This window comes from Algoriphagus sp. TR-M9, from assembly GCF_027594545.1.
Classification (GTDB): domain Bacteria; phylum Bacteroidota; class Bacteroidia; order Cytophagales; family Cyclobacteriaceae; genus Algoriphagus; species Algoriphagus halophytocola.
This window is the reverse complement of the sequence record NZ_CP115160.1, coordinates 4,559,643-4,585,137: the sequence shown is the minus strand read 5'-3', so window position 1 is coordinate 4,585,137 and position 25,495 is coordinate 4,559,643. Positions and strand designations below refer to the sequence as shown.

The 25,495-nt window shown below is 43.1% G+C and carries 18 protein-coding genes; 16 read left to right on the top strand and 2 right to left on the bottom strand.

Going from position 1 to position 25,495, the window contains the following annotated elements; genetic code table 11:
• Positions 1 to 113 precede the first annotated feature (113 nt).
• A complete protein-coding gene (locus tag PBT90_RS19600; protein ID WP_264808191.1) occupies positions 114 to 3,710 on the top strand; it encodes a hypothetical protein in 3,597 nt (1,198 codons plus the stop codon).
• 4 nt (positions 3,711 to 3,714) lie between these two features.
• Here the strand turns inward: PBT90_RS19600 and PBT90_RS19595 are convergent, their stop codons facing one another.
• Together PBT90_RS19595 and rbfA are read right to left on the bottom strand one after the other, a co-directional pair.
• Positions 3,715 to 4,941: an FtsX-like permease family protein gene (locus tag PBT90_RS19595; protein ID WP_264808190.1), complete on the bottom strand. Its 1,227-nt coding sequence runs from the start codon at positions 4,939 to 4,941 to the stop codon at positions 3,715 to 3,717.
• Between the two features lie 11 nt (positions 4,942 to 4,952).
• Positions 4,953 to 5,336: a 30S ribosome-binding factor RbfA gene (gene rbfA / locus PBT90_RS19590; protein ID WP_264808189.1), complete on the bottom strand. Its 384-nt coding sequence runs from the start codon at positions 5,334 to 5,336 to the stop codon at positions 4,953 to 4,955.
• A 142-nt stretch (positions 5,337 to 5,478) separates the two neighbouring features.
• Here rbfA and PBT90_RS19585 point away from each other — a divergent pair, with 142 nt between their 5' ends.
• From PBT90_RS19585 to PBT90_RS19515, 15 genes are all read left to right on the top strand, one after another.
• Positions 5,479 to 6,801, top strand: coding sequence for a hypothetical protein (locus PBT90_RS19585; RefSeq protein ID WP_270130767.1), 1,323 nt, complete (start codon positions 5,479 to 5,481; stop codon positions 6,799 to 6,801).
• Between the two features lie 112 nt (positions 6,802 to 6,913).
• Complete coding sequence (locus tag PBT90_RS19580; RefSeq protein WP_264808187.1) at positions 6,914 to 8,281, top strand: hypothetical protein; 1,368 nt, start codon at positions 6,914 to 6,916, stop codon at positions 8,279 to 8,281.
• Positions 8,282 to 8,515: 234 nt separating this feature from the next.
• The gene (locus PBT90_RS19575; RefSeq protein WP_264808186.1) at positions 8,516 to 9,124 is read left to right on the top strand and encodes a DUF4255 domain-containing protein; all 609 of its coding nucleotides are present in this window, start codon (positions 8,516 to 8,518) and stop codon (positions 9,122 to 9,124) included.
• A complete protein-coding gene (locus PBT90_RS19570; protein ID WP_264808185.1) occupies positions 9,121 to 10,248 on the top strand; it encodes a hypothetical protein in 1,128 nt (375 codons plus the stop codon). Before PBT90_RS19575 ends, PBT90_RS19570 begins: the two co-directional genes overlap by 4 nt.
• Before the next feature lie 14 nt (positions 10,249 to 10,262).
• Complete coding sequence (locus tag PBT90_RS19565) at positions 10,263 to 11,993, top strand: phage tail sheath family protein (protein WP_264808184.1); 1,731 nt, start codon at positions 10,263 to 10,265, stop codon at positions 11,991 to 11,993.
• A 26-nt stretch (positions 11,994 to 12,019) separates the two neighbouring features.
• Positions 12,020 to 13,507 carry a phage tail sheath family protein gene (locus PBT90_RS19560; RefSeq protein WP_264808183.1) on the top strand — a complete coding sequence of 496 codons (1,488 nt, stop codon included), beginning with the start codon at positions 12,020 to 12,022 and terminating at the stop codon, positions 13,505 to 13,507.
• Between the two features lie 38 nt (positions 13,508 to 13,545).
• Complete coding sequence (locus PBT90_RS19555; protein ID WP_091696638.1) at positions 13,546 to 13,980, top strand: phage tail protein; 435 nt, start codon at positions 13,546 to 13,548, stop codon at positions 13,978 to 13,980.
• A gap of 4 nt (positions 13,981 to 13,984) precedes the next feature.
• Positions 13,985 to 14,455, top strand: coding sequence for a phage tail protein (locus PBT90_RS19550; protein WP_264808182.1), 471 nt, complete (start codon positions 13,985 to 13,987; stop codon positions 14,453 to 14,455).
• Between the two features lie 3 nt (positions 14,456 to 14,458).
• Positions 14,459 to 14,614 (top strand): DUF5908 family protein, encoded by a 156-nt coding sequence (locus PBT90_RS19545; protein WP_264808181.1) that lies wholly within the window; start codon positions 14,459 to 14,461, stop codon positions 14,612 to 14,614.
• Between the two features lie 12 nt (positions 14,615 to 14,626).
• Positions 14,627 to 15,418 (top strand): CIS tube protein, encoded by a 792-nt coding sequence (locus tag PBT90_RS19540; RefSeq protein WP_264808180.1) that lies wholly within the window; start codon positions 14,627 to 14,629, stop codon positions 15,416 to 15,418.
• A gap of 1 nt (position 15,419) precedes the next feature.
• Entirely contained in the window at positions 15,420 to 17,174 is a 1,755-nt protein-coding gene (gene vgrG, locus PBT90_RS19535; RefSeq protein WP_270130761.1) for a type VI secretion system tip protein VgrG, read from the top strand.
• A 2-nt stretch (positions 17,175 to 17,176) separates the two neighbouring features.
• On the top strand, positions 17,177 to 17,455 hold the full coding sequence (locus PBT90_RS19530) for a PAAR domain-containing protein (protein WP_091696632.1): 279 nt from the start codon (positions 17,177 to 17,179) through the stop codon (positions 17,453 to 17,455).
• Between the two features lies 1 nt (position 17,456).
• Complete coding sequence (locus tag PBT90_RS19525; RefSeq protein ID WP_091696630.1) at positions 17,457 to 17,870, top strand: GPW/gp25 family protein; 414 nt, start codon at positions 17,457 to 17,459, stop codon at positions 17,868 to 17,870.
• Positions 17,867 to 21,247 carry a baseplate J/gp47 family protein gene (locus PBT90_RS19520; RefSeq protein ID WP_270130757.1) on the top strand — a complete coding sequence of 1,127 codons (3,381 nt, stop codon included), beginning with the start codon at positions 17,867 to 17,869 and terminating at the stop codon, positions 21,245 to 21,247. The genes PBT90_RS19525 and PBT90_RS19520 overlap by 4 nt, the downstream gene beginning before the upstream one ends.
• Positions 21,248 to 21,255: 8 nt before the next feature.
• Positions 21,256 to 25,491, top strand: a complete 4,236-nt coding sequence (locus PBT90_RS19515; protein ID WP_270130755.1) for a hypothetical protein — start codon at positions 21,256 to 21,258, stop codon at positions 25,489 to 25,491.
• Positions 25,492 to 25,495 lie beyond the last annotated feature (4 nt).

The window sequence follows — 25,495 nt, the reverse complement described above, 5'->3', positions numbered from 1 at the left end:
CAAAGTCAAAATTTTATGGCTGGAAATACCTGTACATTTTTATAAATCCTTTATCTATTGACTTTCAGCTATTTAAAAGGTATTTTGAAGATGCATTTTTCTAATGATTTTTTATGAAGCTAAAGACACAGACAGTATGGCTTTTTCTTTTGCCTGTCATCGGTATTATCGGTGTCATACTATATGTACAGGCTACCAATAACCAGCGGGAATTGGAAAACCAACTGATCCGAAGCATAGAAGCCTCAAAAAATGAAATCGCACGGGCTTTGGGCGACTACTATGATAGAGTAGATGCCTATTTTATGCAGCATGGTGCAGCGATTTCTGCTACATCTGAAGACACCCGATCCGAATCTCAGAAACTGACCAAAATCAATTCCTTCAAACCACGATACACCAACGGAAGAATTCTCATCGGTAACTTTCAGCCCAAAGACAGCCTCGCGATAAGAATTGATGCCATATTCAAAAAGGATCTGGTAATCAATATCGACAGCATAGTCAATGATCTGAATATCCAAAACCTGCTTCTTCCGCTTCAACTCGAAAACAACAGTACCACTAACACTGCAAACAACTCGGACACCACCCTGGTAATCGATTTGGAGATTCCAATCGTGGAGCTCCTACGCAAGCAGGAGACCAATAAAATCTTTGAACAGTTTTTTCTAACGGACGAATCCGGTAATATCATCTATCCCAATACGGAGTACGGAGTAAGCCTCTTCAAACCCAAAGATTTGAAGATAGACACCCTGGGAGTAACCCATGCCGGGGCATCCATGGTGCCAATCAGCTATTCTGAGCAAGACTCCAGAGCATATGTGTCCCCTCTTCAGATCAATAGCCTAAAACTTTATGCAGTGGGGGTGATTTCTGAAGACACGCACCAAAAGGTAGGACTGCGGCTCAACTTCACGGTAATCAGCATTTTCTTGTTGTTTTTGGCGGTCTTGATAGCTATGATTCCGGTGCTGGGAGTGATGAATCTTTCTAAGGGTGATAACCTTACCCAATCTAAGGTCATTCAGGTCGGGCTTTCTCTGCTGCTACTGTCTGTGGTGATTGGAGTTGCCTTCGCCCAATTCAAAAATAGACCGGACGATATCAAACCCAAAATAGATATTGTAGAAAATCTTGCAAAATCACTCCGGGACTCACTGCTCATCTACCAAGGCCTAATGGAAGACATGATCCTGAAGGATAAATGGGAGGAGCAAAACGGTAATTATAACGAACTCATTTGGTTTAGAGAAAATGGATTTGTCCAGCAAATATACTATAGGGGAACGAACCAATCGCTGGATTTTCGGGACTCTCCCTCCTCAGTAGACCTGAGTACTCGGGTGTACTATTCCTATTTCCATGACAGTAGAAAAGAGAGAGCCGATAATTCCGTTTTCCTGAATTCCCACTACAGCAGGTTTGATGGGGAATTGGAATCTGTGATTTCGAAAAACTATTTCAAAAACGATTCGCTCAAGAAAGAAGGCGTACGGGCCATCACCTTCCGCTTAACTACCAATGCCGACACCAGCGAAAATTTTCGGTTTTTGGCTTTTAAGAAAAGTGGTAAAATCCTACTGAAGAGTAAGAAAATCACCTCTCCCATAGACAACATCAACGAGGGAATCAACTCGGAAAAATGGATGGAAATCTCCTCCCTGATGGAAAACAACCAGCACTCATCCCAGGAGATCCGTACCTCACTTTACCTCAATGGCTACCAATACACCGGAATCCTCAAAAAAATCCAAAATGTAGCCTATGACGAAGATATCTGGCTGTTATTTCTGGTGAATACCAATCTCACCCACTCTTTCGCTTCCTTGGTCTCCGCTGAAGCCCTAGTACTGGTCTTGCTGTATTTCTTAAGTTTACTCTTCAGCCTGGTAGTCCAAAAAAACACCAGAAGATTCAGAAACAATCATGGCACAAAATCCTTCTTATTCACCTGGCTAGAGCCATCTGCTGCCAATTTGCCTAGACTTAATTACCTCGTGATCAGCCATGGGCTCTATGCGGTTCTGCTGCTCCACTGTTACTATTCATTTCCGATTCATCATTTGCATTTTTTGGCTTTGATGATCTACTCCGGTTTCTTGGTATCTTTTGTCAACCTTACTACTGCAATCGGTACAGATCCTTCCCTTGACTTCACTGAGTTCAAACTGAAAAAGTACTCCGTCAGGGCTTTGATTTTAGGAGGGGTAGTGATCCTGCTTTTGCTATGGATTTGGATAAAAGTACCAAATGTGCTTAAACCAGCCCTCCTTTTGACCGGACTAGCGGCAATTTCTATTCTACTTTGGTTTTACTTAATCAAACCGCTCAAGCTGGTCTTGTACAACGAAAACCTGACTCTTCCCTTGTTCCTCGGCATTTGGTTTTTAGCAATTGGCTTTCTACCAGGCTATTTCATCATGTCAAAAACACAGCAGTTTGAGCAGCAAATCTGGGATGCCGATCACGAGCAGGTAGTAGCAGATCCTGTTCAGAACGAGACTACCCGCATTTATGAAGAGAGCAGGAGAAATTCGCTTTCCCTTATTTTGGATCCTTTCGATGACAAAATCAGGAGTTTCATCGCTCCCAACTTGGGGGTAATCCAAAATACCTTAGACAATCCGCAAATCCTAAAACCCTCCAAATGGGCAATCATTCAGCATAGCATGCTAGTCATGCTCTTCTTTATCCTATTCCTTATCTTGGCAAAACAGCTCCAAAGCATCATCTTTTTCCCTATACAGGTCGCCAAAACCAAACCGGATCAGTTACAACAAAAACGAATCTTTCTCACCTGCCCAGACTCTACCTCGGCAGTAAATCACGTCAAAAATCATCTTGATGAACCCGAAAGTCTCCAAGTGATAGACTTGTCTGTAGAAGATACCCTCGACAAAATAGAGCTGGTAAAGGATAAGAAAACCTACCTTTTCGTCAATTTCCATTGTAGGCAAGACCAATTGCTTATCGCCAAGCAGATTGGGACTGAAAAATACCGGCAAAAACAGGTGATCATCGCCTCCGGCAAAACCTGGCACGAGACCTTTTCTAACTTAAAGCCTATAGCTAATCAGGTGCTTTTCTCGGAAGCCTTCAGTGACTTCATCTTCCTGTTGCTCCCACTTGATGCTGATTGCTATGCCGCAGAATCTCAAGACAGCAATTATCCGGGCTATGTAAAAGCCAAAAATGAAGAGGACCTTCGCCTTTCCTTGGCCAAATTTGCTGACATCTGGTCAGAACTGAACTTTCAGGAAAAACTCGTGTGCCATGAATTTGCACTAGAAAGATTTCTGAACAAAGCCAGGATAAACACCATTAAGGAGCTTTTCAAAAAAGGAATCTTGGTAGAAAAAACCCCAGATCCAGAGTCTATTGGTTCGGATCCCAAAGCTGCTCTTTGGAAAAGAAATGAATTTTTCAGCCGGCTGTTCCAGTTTTACATCCTCACCCATGTGAGTGAGGAAGAGATCAAGAGCTTTAGGGATTTTGAAAGTAAAAATGGTAACTCTCACCTCATCCAAGTGTCTGCATTAAGCTTTGTGCTGATTTGCTTCGCTTTGATCGGGATTTTCAATCGGTCCTTTTTCGACCAGGTTTACGCCTACCTCACCGGCTCCATAGGCCTGATTGGCAGCATGTACACAATTCTGAACAGTGGATTTACCAAACTAAAATTTGGCAAACCAAAAGAAGAATAACAGGCTAAACTTCCTTCACTGTATCTACTTGAGAAGCAATGTAGGCTGGCCTGGAGGAAGCCAAAAGCGTGATCGCAATGACAGCAATGCTCACCCAAATGAAATCTGACCATGCCATTTTCACAGGATAGGCATCTACCACAGCAGAGGATATTCCTAAGGATACCAGGCCGTAAGCTTGCTGCAGCCAGCAGACCAGGTAACCCAGCACCAACCCGATGATAGCTCCGCTAAAGGCAATCATCGCCCCCTGCTTCAAGAATATCCACCGGATCAACTTCTCCGGCGCTCCCATGGCCTTCAAAACTGCAATGTCTTTTTTCTTTTCTATGGCCAGCATACTGAGCGAAAAAAAGATATTGAAAGAAGCTATAGCCAGAATGAAGGTCAGAGTAAGGAAGGTGAAAAGCTTCTCCATCTGAACAGTGCGGATGATACCGGCATGTTGTTCATCGGCATTTTTTACAGTATATGCATCACCTAGATGCGCTATTAGTTTTTTCTGGACTTCATTGATGGAGGCTCCTTCAGCCATTTTTACTTCCAGTGAAGTGCGTCGATTACCATACCTCAGCAGATCTCTGACAAAATGTAGGGGTGCTATCACATACTCATCATCAAACTGCCGCTCTATGCTGAAGTAAGCGACAGGGTCCAGCATGGCAGATTCATAATACTGGGAAGGGTCCAGAGAAGCTGCACTTCTAGGAGCTTTAGGGTAATAAACCCTGAGGGGAACATTGACATTATCCAGATTTACAGACAAGAAAAAACCTACCCCTCTACCTAGTATAGCGGCCGGATTGAGTTCAGTTCCCAGTGTGGTATCACCCCAAAAATATCCTTTGGAAAAGCGTTCCTGATCGAGAAAATTATCTGAAACTCCCTTGATGGTTCCCACCATCTGATTGCCATTATAATCCAGGAGAGCATTATCCTCAATCACCTCCGTGAGCACGGCTACACCTTCTATATTCCGAATACTGTCCAGCCATTCTTCTGATGTCTCAAAGCTTTTGCCCTGGGCCACTTCTATTTTCAGCTCCGCATCAAAGCTGGCAAAAAGCCCCCGGATCAGATCCTCAAGTCCATTAAATACGGACATGACGATCACCAATGCCATAGTGCCCACTGCCACTCCGACTACAGAAATGATAGAAAGCACAGTGATAAAGTTTCTCTTCTTTTTACTGCGGAAATATCGGGATGCTATGAAAAAGCTTAGGTTCAAATTACGCCGGATTAATCCTCATCTTCTTCAGAATCCTCCTCATCAGCTTCGGGAATGTCCAGGTCAGAGATCACCTTGTCCATATGCTGAGCATATGCGGCAGACTCATCCGGGAAAAATGCAATTTCAGGAATCACACGAACAGACTTCCCGATCCGCTTGGCCAGCTGATGACGGATTTCTTTCTTGTGCTCATTGATCAATTTATAAGTCTCCTCCGGATCAGCAAGCAAAAAGCTTAGGTAAACTTTGGCCAGACCTAGATCTGGGCTCATCAGCACACGGGTAATCGTAACCATGGCTCTCCCCACTAAATGCCTAGACTCTTTTTGAAAGATGTCTCCAAGTTCTTTTTGGATCAACTTGGAGTATTTTTGTTGTCTTTTGCTTTCCATATAAAGTATTTGTGGTACAAATTTAGCGAAATAGTTGGGCAAGCTTTAATTTCGGGCAAAACCAAACCTTCTTCTCCAATATACCTTGTATAGTTTTTTCAAATTAAATGATCCCTTCAGGCTAATCGGCATAGGAATATACATGCTCTTGCTGACAATCGCCTATTTCTTACTCAATCAATTTCCTATAACGAATCCACAATTGATCTGGATGCTTCTGGGAGAGCGGCTGGGTGATGGACACTACCTCTATCAGGATATTATCGATGACATAGGGCCGCTATCGGCTGGTTTTTTCACTTTAGTAGATTTTCTTTTTGGGAGAAGTCGTCTGGCTTATGAAATAATAGGCAGACTCTTGGTCACTTTTCAGATTTTATACTGGAATGCCAGACTGATCAAGTTCCGGGCTTTTGATGATAACACCTACCTTCCTGCCATCATCATGGCCGCTTTGTTCCACTTTTCCTTTGACATGCTTGCTTTGAGCCCTGCCTTATTGGGAAGCTGTTTTTTGATTTTAGCTTTGGGACAATTGTTTTCCCAGACCGTTCTGCAAAAAGAAACCAGCGAATCCACACTTTTAATAGGGATATATGCCGGACTTGCTACAGGCTTCCACCCTAACTATATTCTCTTTTTGCCATACATGATCTTCACCGGGATAGCGATCAGCAGCTTTACTTTTCGGCAGCTGATGCTCTCCTTGGTCGGTTACTTTTTACCTCTTCTTCTTATCTCGGTCTTTTACTTTTGGAATGACGGACTAGAGGAAGCTTTGCAAATCTGGCCTTTGACATTCCTCACCGAAAAATACCTTTATCAATCGCTGACAGATTGGTTGATTCTGGGGATTTTTCCAGTTGCATTAGCCATTTTGGGCTATTTCATGGCTGCTGTGCTGAAAGGCTCCACCATCAACCAGCAGAAACAAAGGCAACTGGTGATCCTTTGGCTGCTCTTTTCTGCAGCGGAATTTTTCATCATCAAAAAACAAGCGGCTTACCAACTGGTAATTCTTATACCTGGATTGACCTACCTGATCACTCAGTTTTTCTTACATGTGAAAAGGGAGATATTGGCAAAAGCCTGTTTTTTTTTACTAGTGCTGGGTCTTCCTATGCTTACCTGGTGGTATTGGCAGATGAGGATTCCGAATTCTGAGTATTTTGTGAAGGCAACAGATACGGAATATCCCGATGATATCATGGTGGTAGGCGATGACTTATCACCTTACTTACAATCAAATCTCGGAGGTCCTTTTCTCAATTACCAGTTGAGTAGGTTATACCTAGATCAGGAGAGAAATTTGCGCGAAAAGGCCCGCTTATTCCAAATGCTTCAAAAAGACAAAAGTAAATTGGTGCTGGATCCCAACGGGGATTTTGAGAAAATCTTAAAACAATATCCGGCACTGGAAATCCAGTATAAGAAAACTTCACCAGGGGTTTTTGAATTGAAGTAATTCTGCAAGTGAACCAACATAAACTTATGATTTAATAAGTTGAATTTCAGTATAATAAAGGGTATTTTCACCAAGTGAATCTTATTTTTTGATCACTTAAAAACCCTTTTTTATGGAATCAATTACTGAGCTTTTGGACACCTGCACTTTACCCGAGAGATACCAGATGGTGGAATATGCAAAAGTGAAAAATGCCCCGAATTCCAAAAAACTTCAGCTACTCCAGCTCTACGTGCAAGAGCCGGGGCTTTCGGACTCGGACTATTCTAAAAAGATTTACAACAAAGAGAATATTCCTGCATTTCATCAACTCAAAAAAAGAGTAAAAGAAGAGTGCGAAGACTTGCTGATCTTGCTCAAACCCAGCTGCATTGAAAAGGAAAACAAAATTCACATACAGTGCACAGAATTATTGCTGAAAAGTCAACTCGTGCTGGCTCGGGGCCTCAGAGATGAAGGGGTCAAACTGTTAGAAAGAGGCCTGCGGATGGCCATTAATAATAGGTTTCATGACCTGGTATTGACAGTGTATAGTACCGTACGGCGATTTGAACTAAGCGAAATCATCCACCATCAAGACCTGCCTGACCTGCAACTTGCCATCAAAAGCCATTTGCAGTTGCTGATGGATAAATACAACTACAGGCAAACGGATACCAAGCCTGCTGAAAACTCCCTGCTCAAAACCATGATACAGCAGGTTCAAAGCAGTAGAACCTCATGGGGCCAACTAGAAAAAATCAACGCTGCAATCGACCAGAAAAACTATGAGTTGGCGAGTGAATTAGTTATACGGGCCGAAAATTCTCCCCAAAAACTATTTCAGGAAGAAGAAACCAAAAACAAACTGGTAAAGGCCAAGCTCAGCATCTACCTAAATAAAGGAGAGTTTACTCAATTGCGCGCTCTTACTGGTCAACTGCTAGATGGAGTTGCCCAGCAGCCAAACAATTTTTACCTGTACGAGTACCACTGGCTGGCTTTGTTCCACCTGGGGAGGCTGGATGAAGCAGCTCAACTTTTGAAAAGGCAGTTGCCAAAAGTGCCTACTGACTTTGCGCCTAGATGGCTATACTTTGAGTTCTACCTGCTTTTCTGCCAGCAATCCTATAAAATAGTATTGAGAAGGATCCATGAACACCAAAACAAATTAAAAAGTGAACCTCATCTATACCTGGGTTCAAAAATGCTCGAGCTAATGGTACTCATAGAGCAAAATGAACAAGATTGGTTAGAGTATAAAATGGAAAACATGAGAAAATTGATTTCCAGAAAGAAAAAGGCGGGATGTTCTAGGATTCAAGCAGCATTTCAGGTTTTCTGGAAAATGCAAAAAACAAAATCCAGCGATTCATTAATAGAAGACCCCAGCTTTCTCAGCTTGGTAAAAGGCGAAAAAAACTTTGCCTGGGAACCAGGGACATTTGAGCTGATCCGGTATGAGGAGTGGATGGCTGAGCGCTTCAAATTACCTGCTTAAACAAAGTAAATTCAAGCATTTGCAAATTTAAAATCCAGGAATGGGTAAATCGTATACTTTTATGTCAGTGCATAGCAATCGATATTTCATATAGAAATGATTTTCAGCTAATTATATTTTTTACATTCTTAATTTTTGCATAAATCCCGGATATTTTTTCCTGTCAAATCCAGAGGAAGATGGGTACCTTTTGAAAGGTAAATAACCGATCATTTTTAAGCTTTTTTTGGTGTTATGATACATTCTGTATTAGAATTTTTGACTCAAGAGCTCAATGCCTTTATCAAATTAAAGGTAGGTGACCCCGTAGGGGACAGGATCGTTTTGTCATCGGTCACAAACGAAACAGGAATCATTATTCCAGACAAAAGTCTGGGGCTTTCCCTGATCAACATCGAGGAAGAGCGGACCATCAAAGAGCAGCGCAGTACTTATATCAACGCCGTAGGAAAAACAGAAAAAAGAAATCCTGAGATCCAACTCAATCTCTATGTACTCATCACCGCAAATTTTCAAAACAAAAAGGCAAATGACAGTTCGGATGATTATGTAGAAGGTCTCAAGCAACTGGGGTATGCGATTTCTTTCTTTCAGGCGAAGAATGTTTTTACCAAAGAAAACAGCCCTTCACTTTCCGGAAAAGACCCAGGCCTGACCAAAATTGTGGTAGAACTCTATAGCTATTCCTTTGAGCAGCTATATAACTTCTGGACAGTAGTAGGTGCTAAATATCTGCCATCTGTCCTCTATAAAGTCAAGACTCTCCGCATTCAGGAAAATCAACTCCAAGAATCGGGTGACCCAATTGAAAAAATCCATCTTAATTCCCTTCACAAATCATGAGCATCATCTACACACGCCTCGGCGAAGTAGCGCTTCGCCATGATTTCTATAAAGATGGCATAGCCAAAGGAATAAGCCTGCACCCAAGTGCAGAGACTGCTCACCTTCTTAAAAACGGAAGAATACTTTTTAAAACTACTCCAGGTGGAGCCGTTTTACTATATAGAGCCGAGGAAGATGAAAGCACTCCTATCAGTCCTTTAAAGGTTCCTCTCTCATTTTTCTTTTATCTCTATCCTGAGAATATTGGATCATTCTATCAGATTACAGATCTGGATGAAGGCAGCAAAAAATACGAAAGCGGAAAAATTCCTTTCTTTTTCAATATTCCTAACCAAGCATCTACAGATTCTGCCTCCCCGGAAATTCTTTCCTATCGACTATTGGATGGAGCCCGGCGAAAAGTTTTTTCATTGGATGTGAAGCTAAATCCTGAACCTGCTTCGGTCAGACTCAAGGTTAGAAACTCAAAAGGAGAGGTGATTTCTGCAGCTAAATCTTCGACTGGTGAATGGCTCCCTGATTTAGCAGAAATCCTTCCTGACTCTCAGGGGAATTTCCGTTTTGTTTTTGATCTATCAGGAAAGGCGGAGGGACTTTACACCATAACACTTCGGGATGAGGCAGATAGTACAGACCTTTGGTCCAAAGCGTATTTTTTGGCAGATGATTTCCCAAGTTCTTGTATCGGACTTTTTGAAATCAAATATGACACAGCACCTGCTCATCTCTATGGCCCCAAAGAATATTATCAACTCAATTTTACCAGCCTAGAAAGTCTTTGGACCTATTTCATAGTAAATGGCAACCAAAAAATTGATTTGGTCACCAATAATCTATCCATTGAAGATGATGGGAATGAGGGAACTGTCCCATACGGCACTTACAATTTCAATCAAATTGGGGCGAGTCCAAATGTGAATATCAAACTCAATGGAAAAGAAACAGTCGTTTTCCGCTCCGAATCGAAGATTCCATTCTTCGAAATACCCAAATTAAATCTCAAACTGGTCAAATCACCAGGAAATCAAGTATTGATTCCTAACCTACCCAATCCTTCTAGGTCAGCAGCGACCAAGGATTCTGAAGGGGATATCAACACAGAAATATATGTATACATCTAGTAAATAAATCGAAAATGGCAGACTTTAAAACCCCTGGGGTTTATGTTCAGGAAATATCAACCCTCCCCGCATCTATTGCTCCGGTTGCCACGGCGATCCCGGCCTTTGTCGGTTATACTGCACAGCGTGAAAAAAACGGAGAAACAATCCCCATCAACAAACCGGTGCGCGTTACTTCTTACCTCGAATACAAGGAGATTTTTGGTGAATCCTATCCGGAAGATTATGGAATCACATTGACCTTAGATGCAGATGGGAATACCCAAGTAGCTATCAACGATCCGACAAATTTTTCGCCATACCGGATGACCTATCAGGTTTATATGTATTTCAACAATGGCGGTGGACCTTGCTACATTGTCTCAGTCGGAGATATGGTGCCTGGACCAAATCCAGCCCCGACCTCTATCGTAGCCACAGCTTTGATAGCAGGTATCAATGCACTTGAGGAGGAAGACGAGCCAACGCTTTTAGTAGTTCCTGAAGCAGTGATTTTAAGTACCATCGATAGAAAAACCGTTCATGAAACGCTGCTCACGCAATGTGCCAAGTTGCAGGATCGATTTGCATTGATGGATACGCTTCATATTACCGGGCAAACCGTAGCTGAAGATGGAGCTACCTTCAGAGCAGAAGTTGGGACCAGTGATTTAAAGTATGGTGCTTCTTACTATCCTTCTTTGAAAACCTCACTTTATAAATATTACTCCGAAAGCAAACTTACGATTACCGACAATCGAGGTGGAGTCGGACTAGGGCCATTTCACAACAAAACCCTGAATGCCTTGGGCAATGGAGATGCCTTTGCGACAGCCACAATCAGAATTAATAATTACGACAACCTGGATCAAGATGTATTCAATATAGGATCAGGCACCTACGAAGAAGGAGATCAGTTCAACAAAGCCTCATCGGATATCACAACTGCTGATGCCTTAGAAGATGCCATTGATGGTAGTCCAGAATTTTCAGTTTCTAGGGCAGGAAATCTGATCACACTCACTGCAACTGCGCCAGGTGAGGAAGGCAAACTGCTCACGCTGACCTACACAGATACCAATGGAAATGGAGGTGCTGTCATTTCCGGTTCTGGCACTTTTTCTTGGCAAGCTCCTGATAAAACGCTTTACAATACGATCATAGGAATGCTTCAGTCCAAAAAAATGGAATTATATCCAAGTGCTTCAATGGCCGGAATCTGCGCCAGAGTGGACCGCCAGAGAGGGGTTTGGAAAGCTCCTGCCAACGTGGATGTGCGCGGAGTAAGCAGACCTGTAGTTCTAGTCAATGCCGAAGATCAGGGTTTGCTTAATGTGGATCCCACTTCCGGAAAATCCATCAATGCCATTCGCTTCTTCCAGGGAAAAGGAAACTTGGTCTGGGGAGCAAGAACCCTGGCTGGAAATGACAATGAATGGAAGTATATCCCAGTTAGAAGGCTTTACATTTTTGTGGAAGAATCCGTGAAAAAAGCCACTGAGTTCGTGGTCTTCGAACCCAATGATGCCAATACCTGGCTGAGGGTGAAAACCATGATCGAAAACTTCCTGAGCAATTTATGGAGGGACGGAGCATTAGCCGGAGCAAAGGCAGAAGATGCATTTTTCGTCAACGTGGGTCTTGGCAAGACCATGACTGCCTTGGATATTTTGGAAGGCAGGCTCATAGTAGAAATCGGAATGGCGGCAGTAAGACCGGCAGAATTCATCATCCTGAAGTTTTCTCACAAGCTACAGGAATCCTAATCTTTTAATCAATAAATAAACAAGCCATGGCAAGTCAATCTACCCCCGGTGTTTACATACAAGAGATTTCCACCCTTCCCGCTTCTATAGCTTCGGTGGAAACTGCCATCCCAGCTTTTATCGGGCACACCGAAATCGCAATCAAGGATGGAGAAAGCGTCAAAACAATTCCCACAAGAATTACCAGCATGCTGGAGTTTGAGGCGATTTTTGGGAAAGCAAATCCAGAAGCTTTTACCATTACTGTCGAAGATACCTACCCAGGTTCACAAGGAACTCCAGGAAAGTTGGATAGCAGAAAGATAACCGCAGTTCCTCCTGCCACACCAAGTCCCTACAAGCTTTATTACTCCCTTCAAATGTACTTTTCCAATGGAGGAGGACCTTGCTACATCGTCTCGGTCAATGATTTTGACAATTTGCCTGCGAAAGGAGACCCCACAGACGAGGATTCTCTTATGGGTGGTTTAGAAGCCCTGAAAGGAGTGGATGAACCAACTTTGATCGTCTTTCCAGATGTCATTATACCAGTTGCGCCTGGTGATACTACCGGAAAAATTTACAAAGGCATTTACGATGCTGCTTTGGCACAATGTGAATCGCTGAAAGATCGATTTGTAATCATCGATGTGAAAGATGTTACGGCTGATCCATTCGCCGATGCCCAGAATTTCAGGAATGATGCTATAGGTATTTCAAATCTGAAATATGGAGCTGCTTATTATCCCAACTTGAGTAGCGCATTAAACTACGCCTTCTCTCCGACTGACCAGACGATCACTCATACCAATACTTATGCTGGAGGTGGTGCAAATGATGCTGGAGTCCATAACACGTTGCCGCTGGAAGCCAGTGATCCTGCTGACCCAAGTGTGCTCAAAAATGACCCAAGTTTGTACCGGTCCATTATCGCAGAAATTAACAAGAGCTACATCACTTTGCCTCCTTCAGGAGCCATTGCAGGAATATATGCAAGAGTTGACAGTCAACGGGGAGTATGGAAGGCTCCGGCAAATGTGGACGTGAGAACGGTCATCGGTCCTTCCAGAAAAGTATCTCACGATCAGCAAGCAGACCTCAATGTAGATGCCACTTCGGGTAAATCCATTAATGCCATCAGAACATTCACTGGTAAAGGAACTTTGGTCTGGGGAGCGCGGACGCTTGCTGGTAACGACAATGAATGGCGTTATGTGCCAGTGAGAAGACTCTACATTTTTATAGAGGAGTCGGTAAAAAAAGCCACCGAGTTTGTGGTCTTCGAGCCAAATGATGCCAACACTTGGCTAAGAACCAAGACTATGATCGAAAACTTCCTTTCCAAACTTTGGAGAGATGGTGCTTTGGCCGGGGCAAAGCCGGAAGAAGCATTTTTTGTGCGGGTTGGACTGGGACAGACCATGTCTTCTCAGGACATTTTGGAAGGTAGAATGAATATAGAAATCGGATTGGCAGCAGTTAGGCCTGCCGAATTTATCATCCTGAAATTCTCTCATAAACTTCAGGAATCCTAAGCTAAAAAATCAAGAACAGTAATTAAAATCATACAATTATGGCAGTAGCATATCCAGTTTCCGTCTTTCATTTTCAGGTAGAATGGGGCGGTTCACGCATCGGTTTCACAGAAGTATCTGGCCTGACTGTGGAGCTTCAGAGCATAGATTATCGGGAAGGCAGTTCCTTAGAATATCATGTAAGCAAAATGCCAGGTATTCCTCAATACTCCAATATCACGTTGAAAAGAGGCATTTTCCGAGCCGACAATGAATTTTTCCAGTGGCTCAACACCGTCAAAATGAACAACATCGAGCGACGGGATTTAACCATCAGCTTACTCAATGAAGAACACGAGCCTGTGATGGTTTGGAAGGTCAAAGAAGCCTGGCCTTGCAAAGTAGAAGGCCCATCTCTGAATTCCACCGGCAATGAAGTGGCCATAGAAAGCATTGAGCTGTGCCACGAAGGCCTGGCAATAGAAACTCCATAATCAAATGGCTCTATTGTATCCACCTACTGGCTTTCATTTTCTGGTGCGCTTTGAGGGATTACTCCTGAAGTATCCAGCCATGCCAGATTTTGGATTTCAGGAGGTTTCCGGTTTGAGTGTAGAAATCGGGGTGGAAGAATATGCTGAAGGAGGAGAAAACCGCTTCAAACATCGCATGCCCAATCCGGTCTCTTACCCCAACTTGGTTTTGAAACGGGGGATGGCGATTAGCTCCCAGATTGCAAAATGGTTTAAGGATAGTGTGGAAGGGTTTGAATTTGAGGCACAGGACATTACAGTAATTCTTTTGAGTCCTGAAAAACTGCCTTTGCAAGCCTGGAACTTTGTCAATGCCTGGCCAGTGAAATGGTCCATCGAAGGGTTCAACGCAATGGAAAATACCATGATGATCGAAAACATAGAATTCGCCTATCAATACTATAGAAGAATCAGTCCAGACGATCTTTTGCCATAAATCATGCCCATAGAAATCAAAGAGCTTATCATTCGAACCACTGTGGACGCTGCGGAATCCAGCCCCACTGGAAAGGGAAACAAAAAACCTGATACCATCGCGGTCATGGATGGAATCCGTGAACTCAGCAGGTTGATCAAAGAAAAAAACGAAAGGTAAAACCAACTCAGCATGTCACTGAACGATATTTTCTCTCAAAAAGGAGGCCTAGAAAAGCTGAAAATTACAGCTTTCAAGGATGAGGAGTACAATGAAGCCACTGCAACCTATGTGGTCATGTATAATCCTACCACCTTTTCACAGGAATTCAAATCCAAATGGATTCCCGAAGAAGGTCCTGCCGACGGGAAACAATACCAGTTCAGAACATTGGAATCAGATTCGGTTTCTTTTGAATTTCTTTTTGACGCCAGCGCAGCTTCTCCACCAAGTGCGGATAAGCCGGGAGATACAAACTTTGACTATTTGGGAGACGACAAACCTAATCTGGAAAGTATCAGTGGGAATAAAGTCAATGCCATTGAGATCATCAGCAAAGACAAACATGTGGACGGTGCAATTCGGAAATTTCTGGATATCACCCAAAACATTCAGTCCGACACGCACAAGCCAAATTACCTGCAGATCAATTGGGGAGCGTATCAATTCAGAGGAGTTTTGGCTACTGCGACAATCAATTATAAGCTTTTCAATGCTTCAGGTTTACCCATCAGAGCTACTGTTTCAGCCAATTTTGACCAGTCACTTTCACGACAGGAACAGGCTGCAACTACTGCCAGAAATTCACCGGATCTAACGCACGAAAGAACGGTGAAATCCGGAGACACGCTGCTTCTCATGTGCAAAAGAATTTATGGAACCCAGGAATATTACTTGGAAGTCGCCAAAGCAAACAACCTTAAAAATTTCAGAAAACTGATCCCAGGCCAGAAACTCATTTTTCCACCCTTAGCAAAATCATAGTATGCCTTTAGTACCTACATCAGCTGAAACACAGCAGGACCTAGCCACCTTTAAAATTTTCTCAGATGGCGAGCAGGTACCGCCATCTGTCGGGGTGGCGATGATCGCTGTGCGCAAAGCTGTGAACAAAATTCCAACGGCCAAATTGGTGCTTTTTGATGGTGATATCGCGACAGGTGAGTTTCAATTGAGCGAAGGAGAACTATTTAAGCCAGGGGTCAAACTTAAAATTGATGCTGGCTACCACAATTTGGAAGAGACCATTTTTGAAGGAATCATAATCAAGCATGGCTTGGAAATCAATCCTGAGAAAGCATCGCGACTTATCCTCGAACTGAGAGATCCAGTGATCAAAATGACTGTAGGGAGAAAGAATAAGTACTTTTTTGAGAGCTCTGATAGCGATGTGATGGAGGAACTGATTGGAAAATATTCTGATCTCTCCGCTGACGTAGAAAGCACCAGTCTGACCCATGCCGAGATCGTACAATATCATGCAACTGACTGGGACTTCCTCATGAGTCGGGCAGATGCAAATGGTAAAATAATTACAACTGAAGCAGGAACGGTCTCCATCCAAAAACCTCAAACCAGTGCGGATCCGATAATCGAACTCCTATACGGAGATAATGTGGTGGAGTTTGAAGCTGACATGGATGCAAGACAGCAATACACAGCTACAAAAGGCCTAAGCTGGGATTTTATCAAGCAGGAAATAGCCGAAAAAGAAGGCGCTGATCCCGGAAACATCTCTCCTGGGGATATCAGTGGAGAAGATCTTGCCGCGGTGATCGGTTTGGAATCCTTCCAAATGCAGCATGGTGGTCTCTTAGCAGATGAAGAATTACAAGCCTGGACAGACGCAGGATTATTGCGAAGTCGATTGGCAAAAATACAGGGAAGAGTCAAGCTGCTTGGTGACAACACCGTAAAGCCGGGGGATATGGTAGAGCTTAAAGGTTTTGGAAGTCGGTTCAATGGAAAAGCATTTGTCTCCTCTGTTTATCATGAGTTTTCACCAAACCAAAAATGGTTTACCCACCTCGGCCTAGGTCTAGATCCAAAATGGTTTTCTCAGGAATATGACGACATCATCGATGTAGCTGCATCAGGCCTATTGCCGGCGGTAAAAGGACTTCATATAGGGATAGTGACAGCATTGGAAGGAGACCCCGATGGAGAAAACAGAATTCAGGTGAAACTTCCGATGATCAGCCTAGAGGAAGATGGCATCTGGGCAAGGTATGCTTCGCCTGATGCCGGAAATGAACGGGGAATTTACTTCAGACCGGAATTGGAGGATGAGGTGATCGTGGCTTTTATCAATGAGGATCCTAGAGATCCAGTGGTTTTGGGAATGCTGCACAGCAGTAGCAAACCGGCGCCATTTGAAGCTGCTGATGATAACCATGAAAAGGGGATTGTGACGCGGGAAAAACTCAAAGTAGTATTTAATGACGAAAAGAAAACCATAGACATCGAGACTCCTAATGGCAATAAGCTACAATTCACTGATGAGGACGGAGCCATTCTTTTGGAAGATGAAAATGGAAATAAAATAAGCATGAATGCGGATGGAATTACCATCGAAAGTGCCAAAGACATTATTCTCAAAGCCAGTGGTGACATCAAAACGGAAGGCACAGGTATAGAAATCATAGCCAGTGCGCAACTGAAAGCTGAGGGATCGGCCGGAGCGGAGGTGTCTTCCGGAGGTCAGACAGTCATATCAGGTTCACTAGTACAAATCAATTAATTATGCCAGCAGCAGCAAGATTTGGAGACTTAAGTACACACGGCGGATCGATCATAGGTCCCGGAGTTCCCACCGTTTTGATCGGGGGAATGCCCGCTGCCGTCATGGGAGATAATCATTCTTGTGCCTTACCGCCCAATGCACATCAGCCAACTGTCAGCCCTTTTTTGGCGGGAAGCGCCACTGTTTTGATTGGTGGAGTTCCTGCCTTAAGAGTGGGTGATTCATGCGTATGTGGCGCATCACCAGCGGTAGGAGAACCAACTGTAATCATAGGATAACATGGAAGAAGAAAAATCATTTTTAGGTAGAGGTTGGGCATTTCCGGTAAGTTTTAGTCTGGAAAGTCAACAAGTTCGGCTCGCAGAAAACGAGGAGGATATCCAGCAAAGCCTAATCATTTTGCTCAATACAACTTTGGGGGAACGTGTCATGCGTCCTGATTATGGCGCAAACATGGAAGATCTTCTCTTCGAAGCGCTCAATGTCACTACCGCCAATATGATTGCGAATCGCATCAAGCAGGCGATCCTCTACCATGAACCAAGAGTGAAAACAGAGGACATTGATTTAAGACCCAATTACAATGAAGGCCGAATTGAGGTCATCGTCAGCTATCTGATTATCGCTACCAACAATAGAAGAAACCTAGTCTATCCATACCTCTTTACCGAAGCAACTGATCTGAAATTATGAGCAAAGATTGCAACGATCTTACCCTACCAGGAAACGGCAGCAGCCGGGCACAGCGACTTTTGAAAAGTCTGCTTCCGGAATACGTGCGTGTGGACGAAAGGAAAATGGAGGATCTGCAGGATTTCGCTGTTAACATAGCAAGTCAATTAAAATTCATCAATTCATCCAATACTTGGAATGGTGATGACTGGAGCGGCTTTTTTGATCAAAAAATCGAGGAGAATCAATTGACAAATCCTCATTTCGCCCTGTTTCTGGCATTTTTAAAACTCTTCAGCTTTGCGCAGGAAGACATCAACACGCTTACCCAAAGACATCTTGATTTCTACTACCGAGATGTATTGAGATTGAAAGAAAAACCTGCAGTGGATGATCAGGTTTATCTGATTCTAAAACTGGCTAAGCATATTCAAGCGCATCTATTACCAGCAAATACTGCTTTTAAAGCAGGGAAAGATGATTTAGGAAAGGAAATTCTTTTCCAAACAGCAAATCAAAACGTCCTGAATAAAGCTGAAGTAACTTCGCTTTTGGCACTTTACAAAGACCAAAACGGCAGGTTTTACAAGTCCCCAATTGCCAGTTCAGCGGATGGAATCGGCGGAGAATTACTGAGCGAAGAAAAACAATGGAGAAGTTTCGGAAGACCTACCGAATTATTTCCGGACCAGGATAGGGAATTGGCTACCATTGGTTTTGCCGTAGCATCGCCTATTCTTTTGATGGGCGAAGGAAGCAGAAAAGTATCTCTCAAACTTACTTTCGAACCTACAGAAGGCTTGTTGGATCAGCTGAAACTACTTCCCCTGAATGATACTTTTGAGATTTGGTTCAGTGGGGAGGAAGAGTGGATTTCAGCAAGTATAGGTTGGGAAAATGAGGAAAATAGTATAGCCAGTAAAATCCTGGATTTCTTAAATAAAGCCAGTAAATGGCAGGACATCGCTGGTGTAGAACCTGTGTTAGGTCCGGTTTTAGACGATCCGGAAAAAGGAACTCACAGACCATTCAATGGCTATGACATAGGTGAAATCACTGCCAAGAATATTCTCAGCAGAAGAAATTCGCTTTCTGGAGGCAAATTCACTTCTGTAGATCAAGTCAAGACAGTCAGAGGAATAGGTGAGGACAAATGGCATGACTTGGAATATACATTCAGGCTTAGCAAGCATGAGTTAAGCAATGATGGGGATGGGATTTCTTTGACACTGAAATGTCAGCTTTTACCCGAAGATCCAGCCGTAGTCAATTATTCGGAGGAAGCACTACTTCAAAAATTCAAAACTTCTTCACCGATGATGAAGATAAATCTCGCCAATACTTCCCAAAGTTATGGGTATGAGATTTTGAAAGATTGCCAGTTAAAAAAGGCCACACTTTCTATAGATGTGGAAGGAATAGAAAATCTAATTCTCCAAAATGACCAAAGCATTCTTCCCATCGGAAAAAACATCAAACCCTTTGGATTCCGCCCCGTCAAAGGATCCAACTTTTACATTGGCAGCAAAGAAGTTTTTGGTAAAAGCCTCAAATCACTCGACTTGAACCTATTGTGGCATGCACTCCCGGAAGACTCCAAGGGCTTTGCTGATCATTATAGCGCTTATGGGAATACACTTGAAAGAAAAAATCAAAGCTTTACTACAGCCATAGATTTTTTGGAAAAGAAAGAATGGAAATCCATCAATTCTTCAAAAACTATATTTTCAGGAAATGACAATGCCTCTTTAAACCAAAATAAAACTATTTCATTAGCTGAGCCGCTTTGGGAAGGAATCTCTGCCAATCCTAACCTAGAGGAATTCAACGCATGGTCGCCTGCCAGCAACCGAGGATTTATCCGTCTGAAGCTAAATTCTCCGGATTTTGGGCATAAAGACTACCCGTTGATTTTCGCCAGAGAGGCATTGGTTCCAGATGGAAAAGGAAATTTACCAAAAGAACCCTATACTCCAGAGCTTCAATCAGTCAGTCTGGACTACACATCGGAAGAAACCTTGGACATTTCCAGTAAGGATCTGGAAGGGTTTTTCCACGTTGGAGCATTTGGTGAGGCAAAAGTTCAGGGTGAGGACACCATTCCACTTTTGGCAGAATATGAAAATGAGGGTGAGTTGATGATAGGTCTGAGTGATCATCAAAAAGCTCAGAATATCCAACTTTTAATTCAAGTCCTTGATGGCACTGCAAATCCTGAAAAGCCTGTTCCCGATGTCAAATGGAGTTATTTGACAGGAAATCAATGGAAGGAATTTGATCAATATTCCTTGCTGACGGATGAAACGAATGGCTTGATCCAAAGTGGACTTTTAGCTTTTGCCATGCCTCGGGAAGCGGATACCGCACACAGCATTCTTCCTGAATCAACCACCTGGATCAAAGCTTCAGTCAGGGCAGATTCAGATGCAATTCCGGATTTCATCGCCGTTCTGGCTCAGGCTGTAAAAGCGTCTTACGAGTCAAACGAAAATGACCCTTTACGGGTAGCGAAATCCATTTCTGCGGAAACCATTTCCAAGCTGAAAATCGGAAATAGTGCCATCAATAAAATCCAACAGCCATTTTCGTCTTTTGGAGGGAAAACAGAAGAATCCTCCGAGGACTTTTACCAAAGAATCAGCGAGCGATTGCGACATAAGCAACGGGCTATTACCCTTTGGGATTACGAGCATTTGGTGTTGGAGCAGTTCCCGGAAGTTTACCAAGTCAAATGCCTGAACCATACCTCCTATGACGGGGATCTGACCAAATACAAAGCATTGGCACCAAGAAATGTGACGCTTGTGATCATTTCCAATGTGCAAAACAAAAACGCTGTGGATCCATTGAGACCAAAAGCAAGTGTGGCACAGATTGAAGCAATTCGTGAATTCATCACTGCCATTTACCCACCGGCTGTTTACCTGCATGTGGTCAATCCGGTTTTCGAAGAAATTCAGGTGAAAACCAAAGTGAAGTTTCATTCCTGGGCTGATAAAAACTTTTTCGCCAGAAAACTGGAAGACGATCTGAAAGCATTTCTTTCCCCTTGGGCATTTGAAGCTGATTTCAACTGGACTTTCAGCGAATCTCTACACAGTTCTGTGGTGCTTCACTTTGTGGAAAAACTCGATTACGTGGATTACCTGACTTGCTTCGAATTGTATCATTTAGTGATCAATCCGGTATCAGGAGAACTCCTCTCTCGAACCCGGGTAGAAGCGGCCAAAGGAAGCCGAGAGGTTTCAGTTTTGGGATCAGTGGGGACTTTAGGAAGCTATGGAGATCATTTGATCGAAGTTTTGGAAACCGAGGACTGCTTGTGCGAAGACAATGAAATCAAACCTGCTGCGAGCATCGCATCGGTAGAGGAAGAGGATTTGGATGAAGAATTTTGATCATGACTATGGAAAAATCAATCACCATATCGAAAGCTAAACCAGTCCAAAAAAGCATGGATTATGAGCTTCTGCGCTCAGAAGCCATCAGCTATATCCAACGGATCTCAGGCAAAATCTGGACGGATTACAACAGCCATGATCCTGGAATTACGATTTTGGAGGTGCTTTGCTACGCCATTACTGACTTGGGATATAGAAGCAATTTTCCAGTTCAGGATCTTTTAGCGGATGAAAGCGGGAATTTAAGCAATCAATTTTTCAAGGCTTCAGAAATTCTCCCCAGCACACCAGTTACCATTAATGATTACCGCAAGCTCCTGATGGATGTGGAAGTGGTGGATGAGGAAGATTTGATTTGCCCTAGAGCAGGAATCAAAAATGCCTGGATCATCATCCGGGACTCTAATGAGATTAAGATTTTCCCAGATAGAAAAGAGAAAGAACTCGCTTATAAACCCTACCCAACCACTGAAGAAGCCTTAAAACTGGGTATTCTTTATGATATTTTGTTGGAATTCGACACCACAGAAAATCTTGGTGACCTCAATGAAAATAAGCTCAGCATGGAGATCGAGGTGGACGAGCATCCGGATATAGCCGGAGTAGTGATCGATATTCAGGTGGAGTTTCCAAGATGGGATTCTGCTGAGGTAGATTGGGAAGATCCTGTTTCGATCCGAAAGAACATCCATGCCATAGAAATCCAATTTCAGAATGTTCCTGATGACATTTTCATGGACTTTGACCTGAGCCCCAGTAATCTGATTGAGATCAAAGGGACCAAGTTGGTAGCAGAGGGTTTGGATCCATTGGAAGGCCTGGCAGCATTGACGACCCAAGTCAATCAGTTCGTTTATAATAGCCCTGAAGGTATTCTTACTTTATATCTCGCCAAAGTTGCCAAGATCAACCAAATCCTGGATGAGGCAAAGGCGAGTTTGAATGCCCATAGAAACCTATGTGAGGACTTTGTGAATTTCCATGCCTTAAGAGTGGAAGAAATACTGGTTTGCGCTGATATTGAGCTTTCTCCAAATGCTCCCATCAATGAAACTGAAGCCTTGATTTTTCAGGCAATCAGTGCATTTCTTTCTCCTCAGGTCAACTTTTATAACCTGGAAGAAATGCTGAATCGCTGTAAAGACGATGCGCTTCCCATTTCTAAAATCCAGCAGAATCCGGCCAAAATCTGGATAGAAATTCCGAAGGAAACTTACCCAAAAGCCAAGTCCAAAGTCAGTATTATTGGCTCAGGGGGAAATGTAGGAATCTATGAGATTTTAGAATTAAGGACAGACCCTAAGAATGCTGCACTTTGCGAGATTCTTCTAACTCCCAACTTTCCATCACCAGTTTTGATGGACGATGATCAGGTGTATCTGGGAAATTGGGAAGAAACTCAATGTATTCCGACTGAGGAGCTCTTTGAAGGGCCATTACTGAAACACGGATTTATTGATGAGGAAGATCTGTCAAAAGCGGATAGAAAATCCAGCCTTCATGTCACAGATCTCATCCATATCATCATGGATATTGATGGCGTGGAGGCAGTGAAAAGCATACAAATTGCCAATAAGCCCCAAGACAATGAGTCAGGGGAAATTGCCTCAAAAAGTGTTCGCTGGTGTTTGGAACTGGCCATGGACAAGTTTTATGTGCCAAGACTGAATACCGAGCTTTCGAAAATAACTTACTACAAAGAGGAACTACCTTTCCGGGCCAATCGGGAAAAAGTTGAAGATCTTTTAGCTGAATACAGAGCTTCCGAACGCAGCCAGAAAATCTACTATCCAAAACTGGATTTCGATTTACCACGAGGGAATTTCAAAAATCCCGGAGATTATGAATCCATCCAAAATGATTTCCCTTTGGTCTATGGAATCACTGAAGCTGGCATGCTTCCAAAATCCCAAGGAAGGCCAGATGCTGCTCAAGTGAAACAACTGAAGGCCTTTCTCATGGTTTTTGAACAGCTTTTGGTGAATTACCTTAGTCAGCTGGAAAATGTACGTCACCTATTTTCCATCAATGAGGAAAAAGACGCCTTTGGAAATCCACTGATTGATGCCACCTATTTCTCCAAGAGTCTTGAAGGATTGGTTCCAGATGCAGATCCACTTTGGAAAGATCTGATCGGGCTGAAAGAATCTGTGGCTAAAATCACTGAAAGCAAAGAAGATTTTTATGTGAGAAGAAATCGCTTTTTAGATCATCTACTTGGCAGATTTGCTGAGCAATTTACAGATTATGGACTTTTGGCTTTGCGACTCAACCCTACCGAAGGACAGACGAGACTGATTGAAGATAAACTGGCTTTCCTCAATAACTACCCCAAAATCTCTTCCGAACGAGGAAAGGGTTTTGATTATAAAATCGCTAACAACTTTTGGCATCAGGAGAATCTTTCTGGTTTAGAAAACAGAATTCAAGGATTGATGGGAATCAGGAAAAAACCAATTTCCTGGCTTCGATTCTCACCTGCATTTGAAATCTTAGAAGTTGGAGATATTTGGAAAGTCCAGGTCAAAAATGAGCTGGATACCGTTGTATTTGAACTTTCGGCTGATTTCCCAACCAAGGAACAAGCCGCTTCAGCATTGGAAATTGCTCTGCTTTTAGGTTCAAATCTGGAAAATTTCCAGATCAGCTTAGGAGATGCCGGGTTTTATTTCGAATTGGTTTGGGAAGGAAACTTAGTCGGCAAAAGTGCCAAAGTTGATTTTGGGGACGATACGCCAGGCGGAGATGCCGAGTTCGCACTATCCGAACTTTGGGGAATTCTAAGGGATGAATTTTTAAACAATCCTTTGGCAAACCGAAAGAATTTAAGCTTAGCCTTAGATGCATTTTGGGAGGTGAATATTACTGTCAATTTAGCTCCGGCGCCTCCAAAATACTTGCTAGAATATGCACTTTTTGATGCGCCATTTGGAGCTGGAATTCAACTTCTGGAGGGAAGTCTCGAAGTGGAAGTTCCAGGCGCTACTTCGGAACCAGAGCTTCAGGAACTGGCAGAAGAGCGCTTGGAAGAACTCATTTGGCAGATTTGCACTGCGGGAGTAATTGACGGGGCCTATGTTCCTGATCCAGCTCCTTACTCTGCGCCTTATAGATTCTCCTTAACCGACCCGATACGAGGTGGTGTTTTGGCCAAAAGCTTTGAGTCAAATTTCAATGAATCATTGGCCACAGCCATACAAAATGGAGACTGGGGAGATGCTTGGCTTGTTCAGGCTGGATTCGAGCCTTTGGAACTGACTATTTCAGAAGCAATTGCCAAGGGTCCTTTTATAGATTTAAAAGCTGCTCCATTTCCACAAAAAGGGGATCAGATTCATTTCGAAAGAGCCTTTGAAATAATCGGCCTCGATTTGCAAAAGCATGAAATTATCATTTCGGGTCTTCACGCCTCTTTATTTGAAAATTTCGAGGATTTTGAGGTTCAGTTTCTATTGGGAGAAACCGAACATCTGGTTTACTACAACATTCATGAAGTGACTGAATCAGAGGGAAACACCACTTTGGTGACCAAAACCGAACCCAGAAAAGATCTAATCGAAGATCCGGAAAACCCGGAAGAACAGCCTGGCGGAATGGTGATTTTATCCAGACAATTTGATGTACTCTCAGTCTCTGGCGACCAATTCCAAATAGCCGGAGGAGCAGAGCAACTAGCCATACAGAAAGTCCAACAGTTTTTCGTCAGGGAATTTTTCAGCCATGAAGGAACACATTTGATTGAGCACATATTACTCCGCCCGAAGGTCAAAGGGAAATTCAGAGTTCCTGATGGAATGGGTGGATTGGTCACTGAAACAATAGAGGATCGCCTACTGGACCCACATTCGGAAGATGAGTGCGTTTGCACTTTGGATGATCCTTATACCTGCATGGCGCATGTGATTCTACCCTATTGGGCAGGAAGATTTACCAGTACCGACTTCAGAAGGTTTCTTGAGAAAAAAATCAAGCGGGAAACTCCGGCACATGTCTTTTTGACGATTTGCTGGATTCATCCGAAGCACATGAAAGCGCTGGAATTGGCCTGGAAGATATGGCTGCTTGAATCACTGAAGGTCAAGAAGGAGCCCAAAAAGCTCTCAGAATCACTTACAGGGCTGATTGAAGCCTTGGCACAAATCCGAAATGTCTATCCTGTCGGCACACTACACGATTGCGATGAGGATGACAACTTGGAAAACTCCATTATTCTCAACTCTTCATCATTGGGAGAATTTTAAAAAC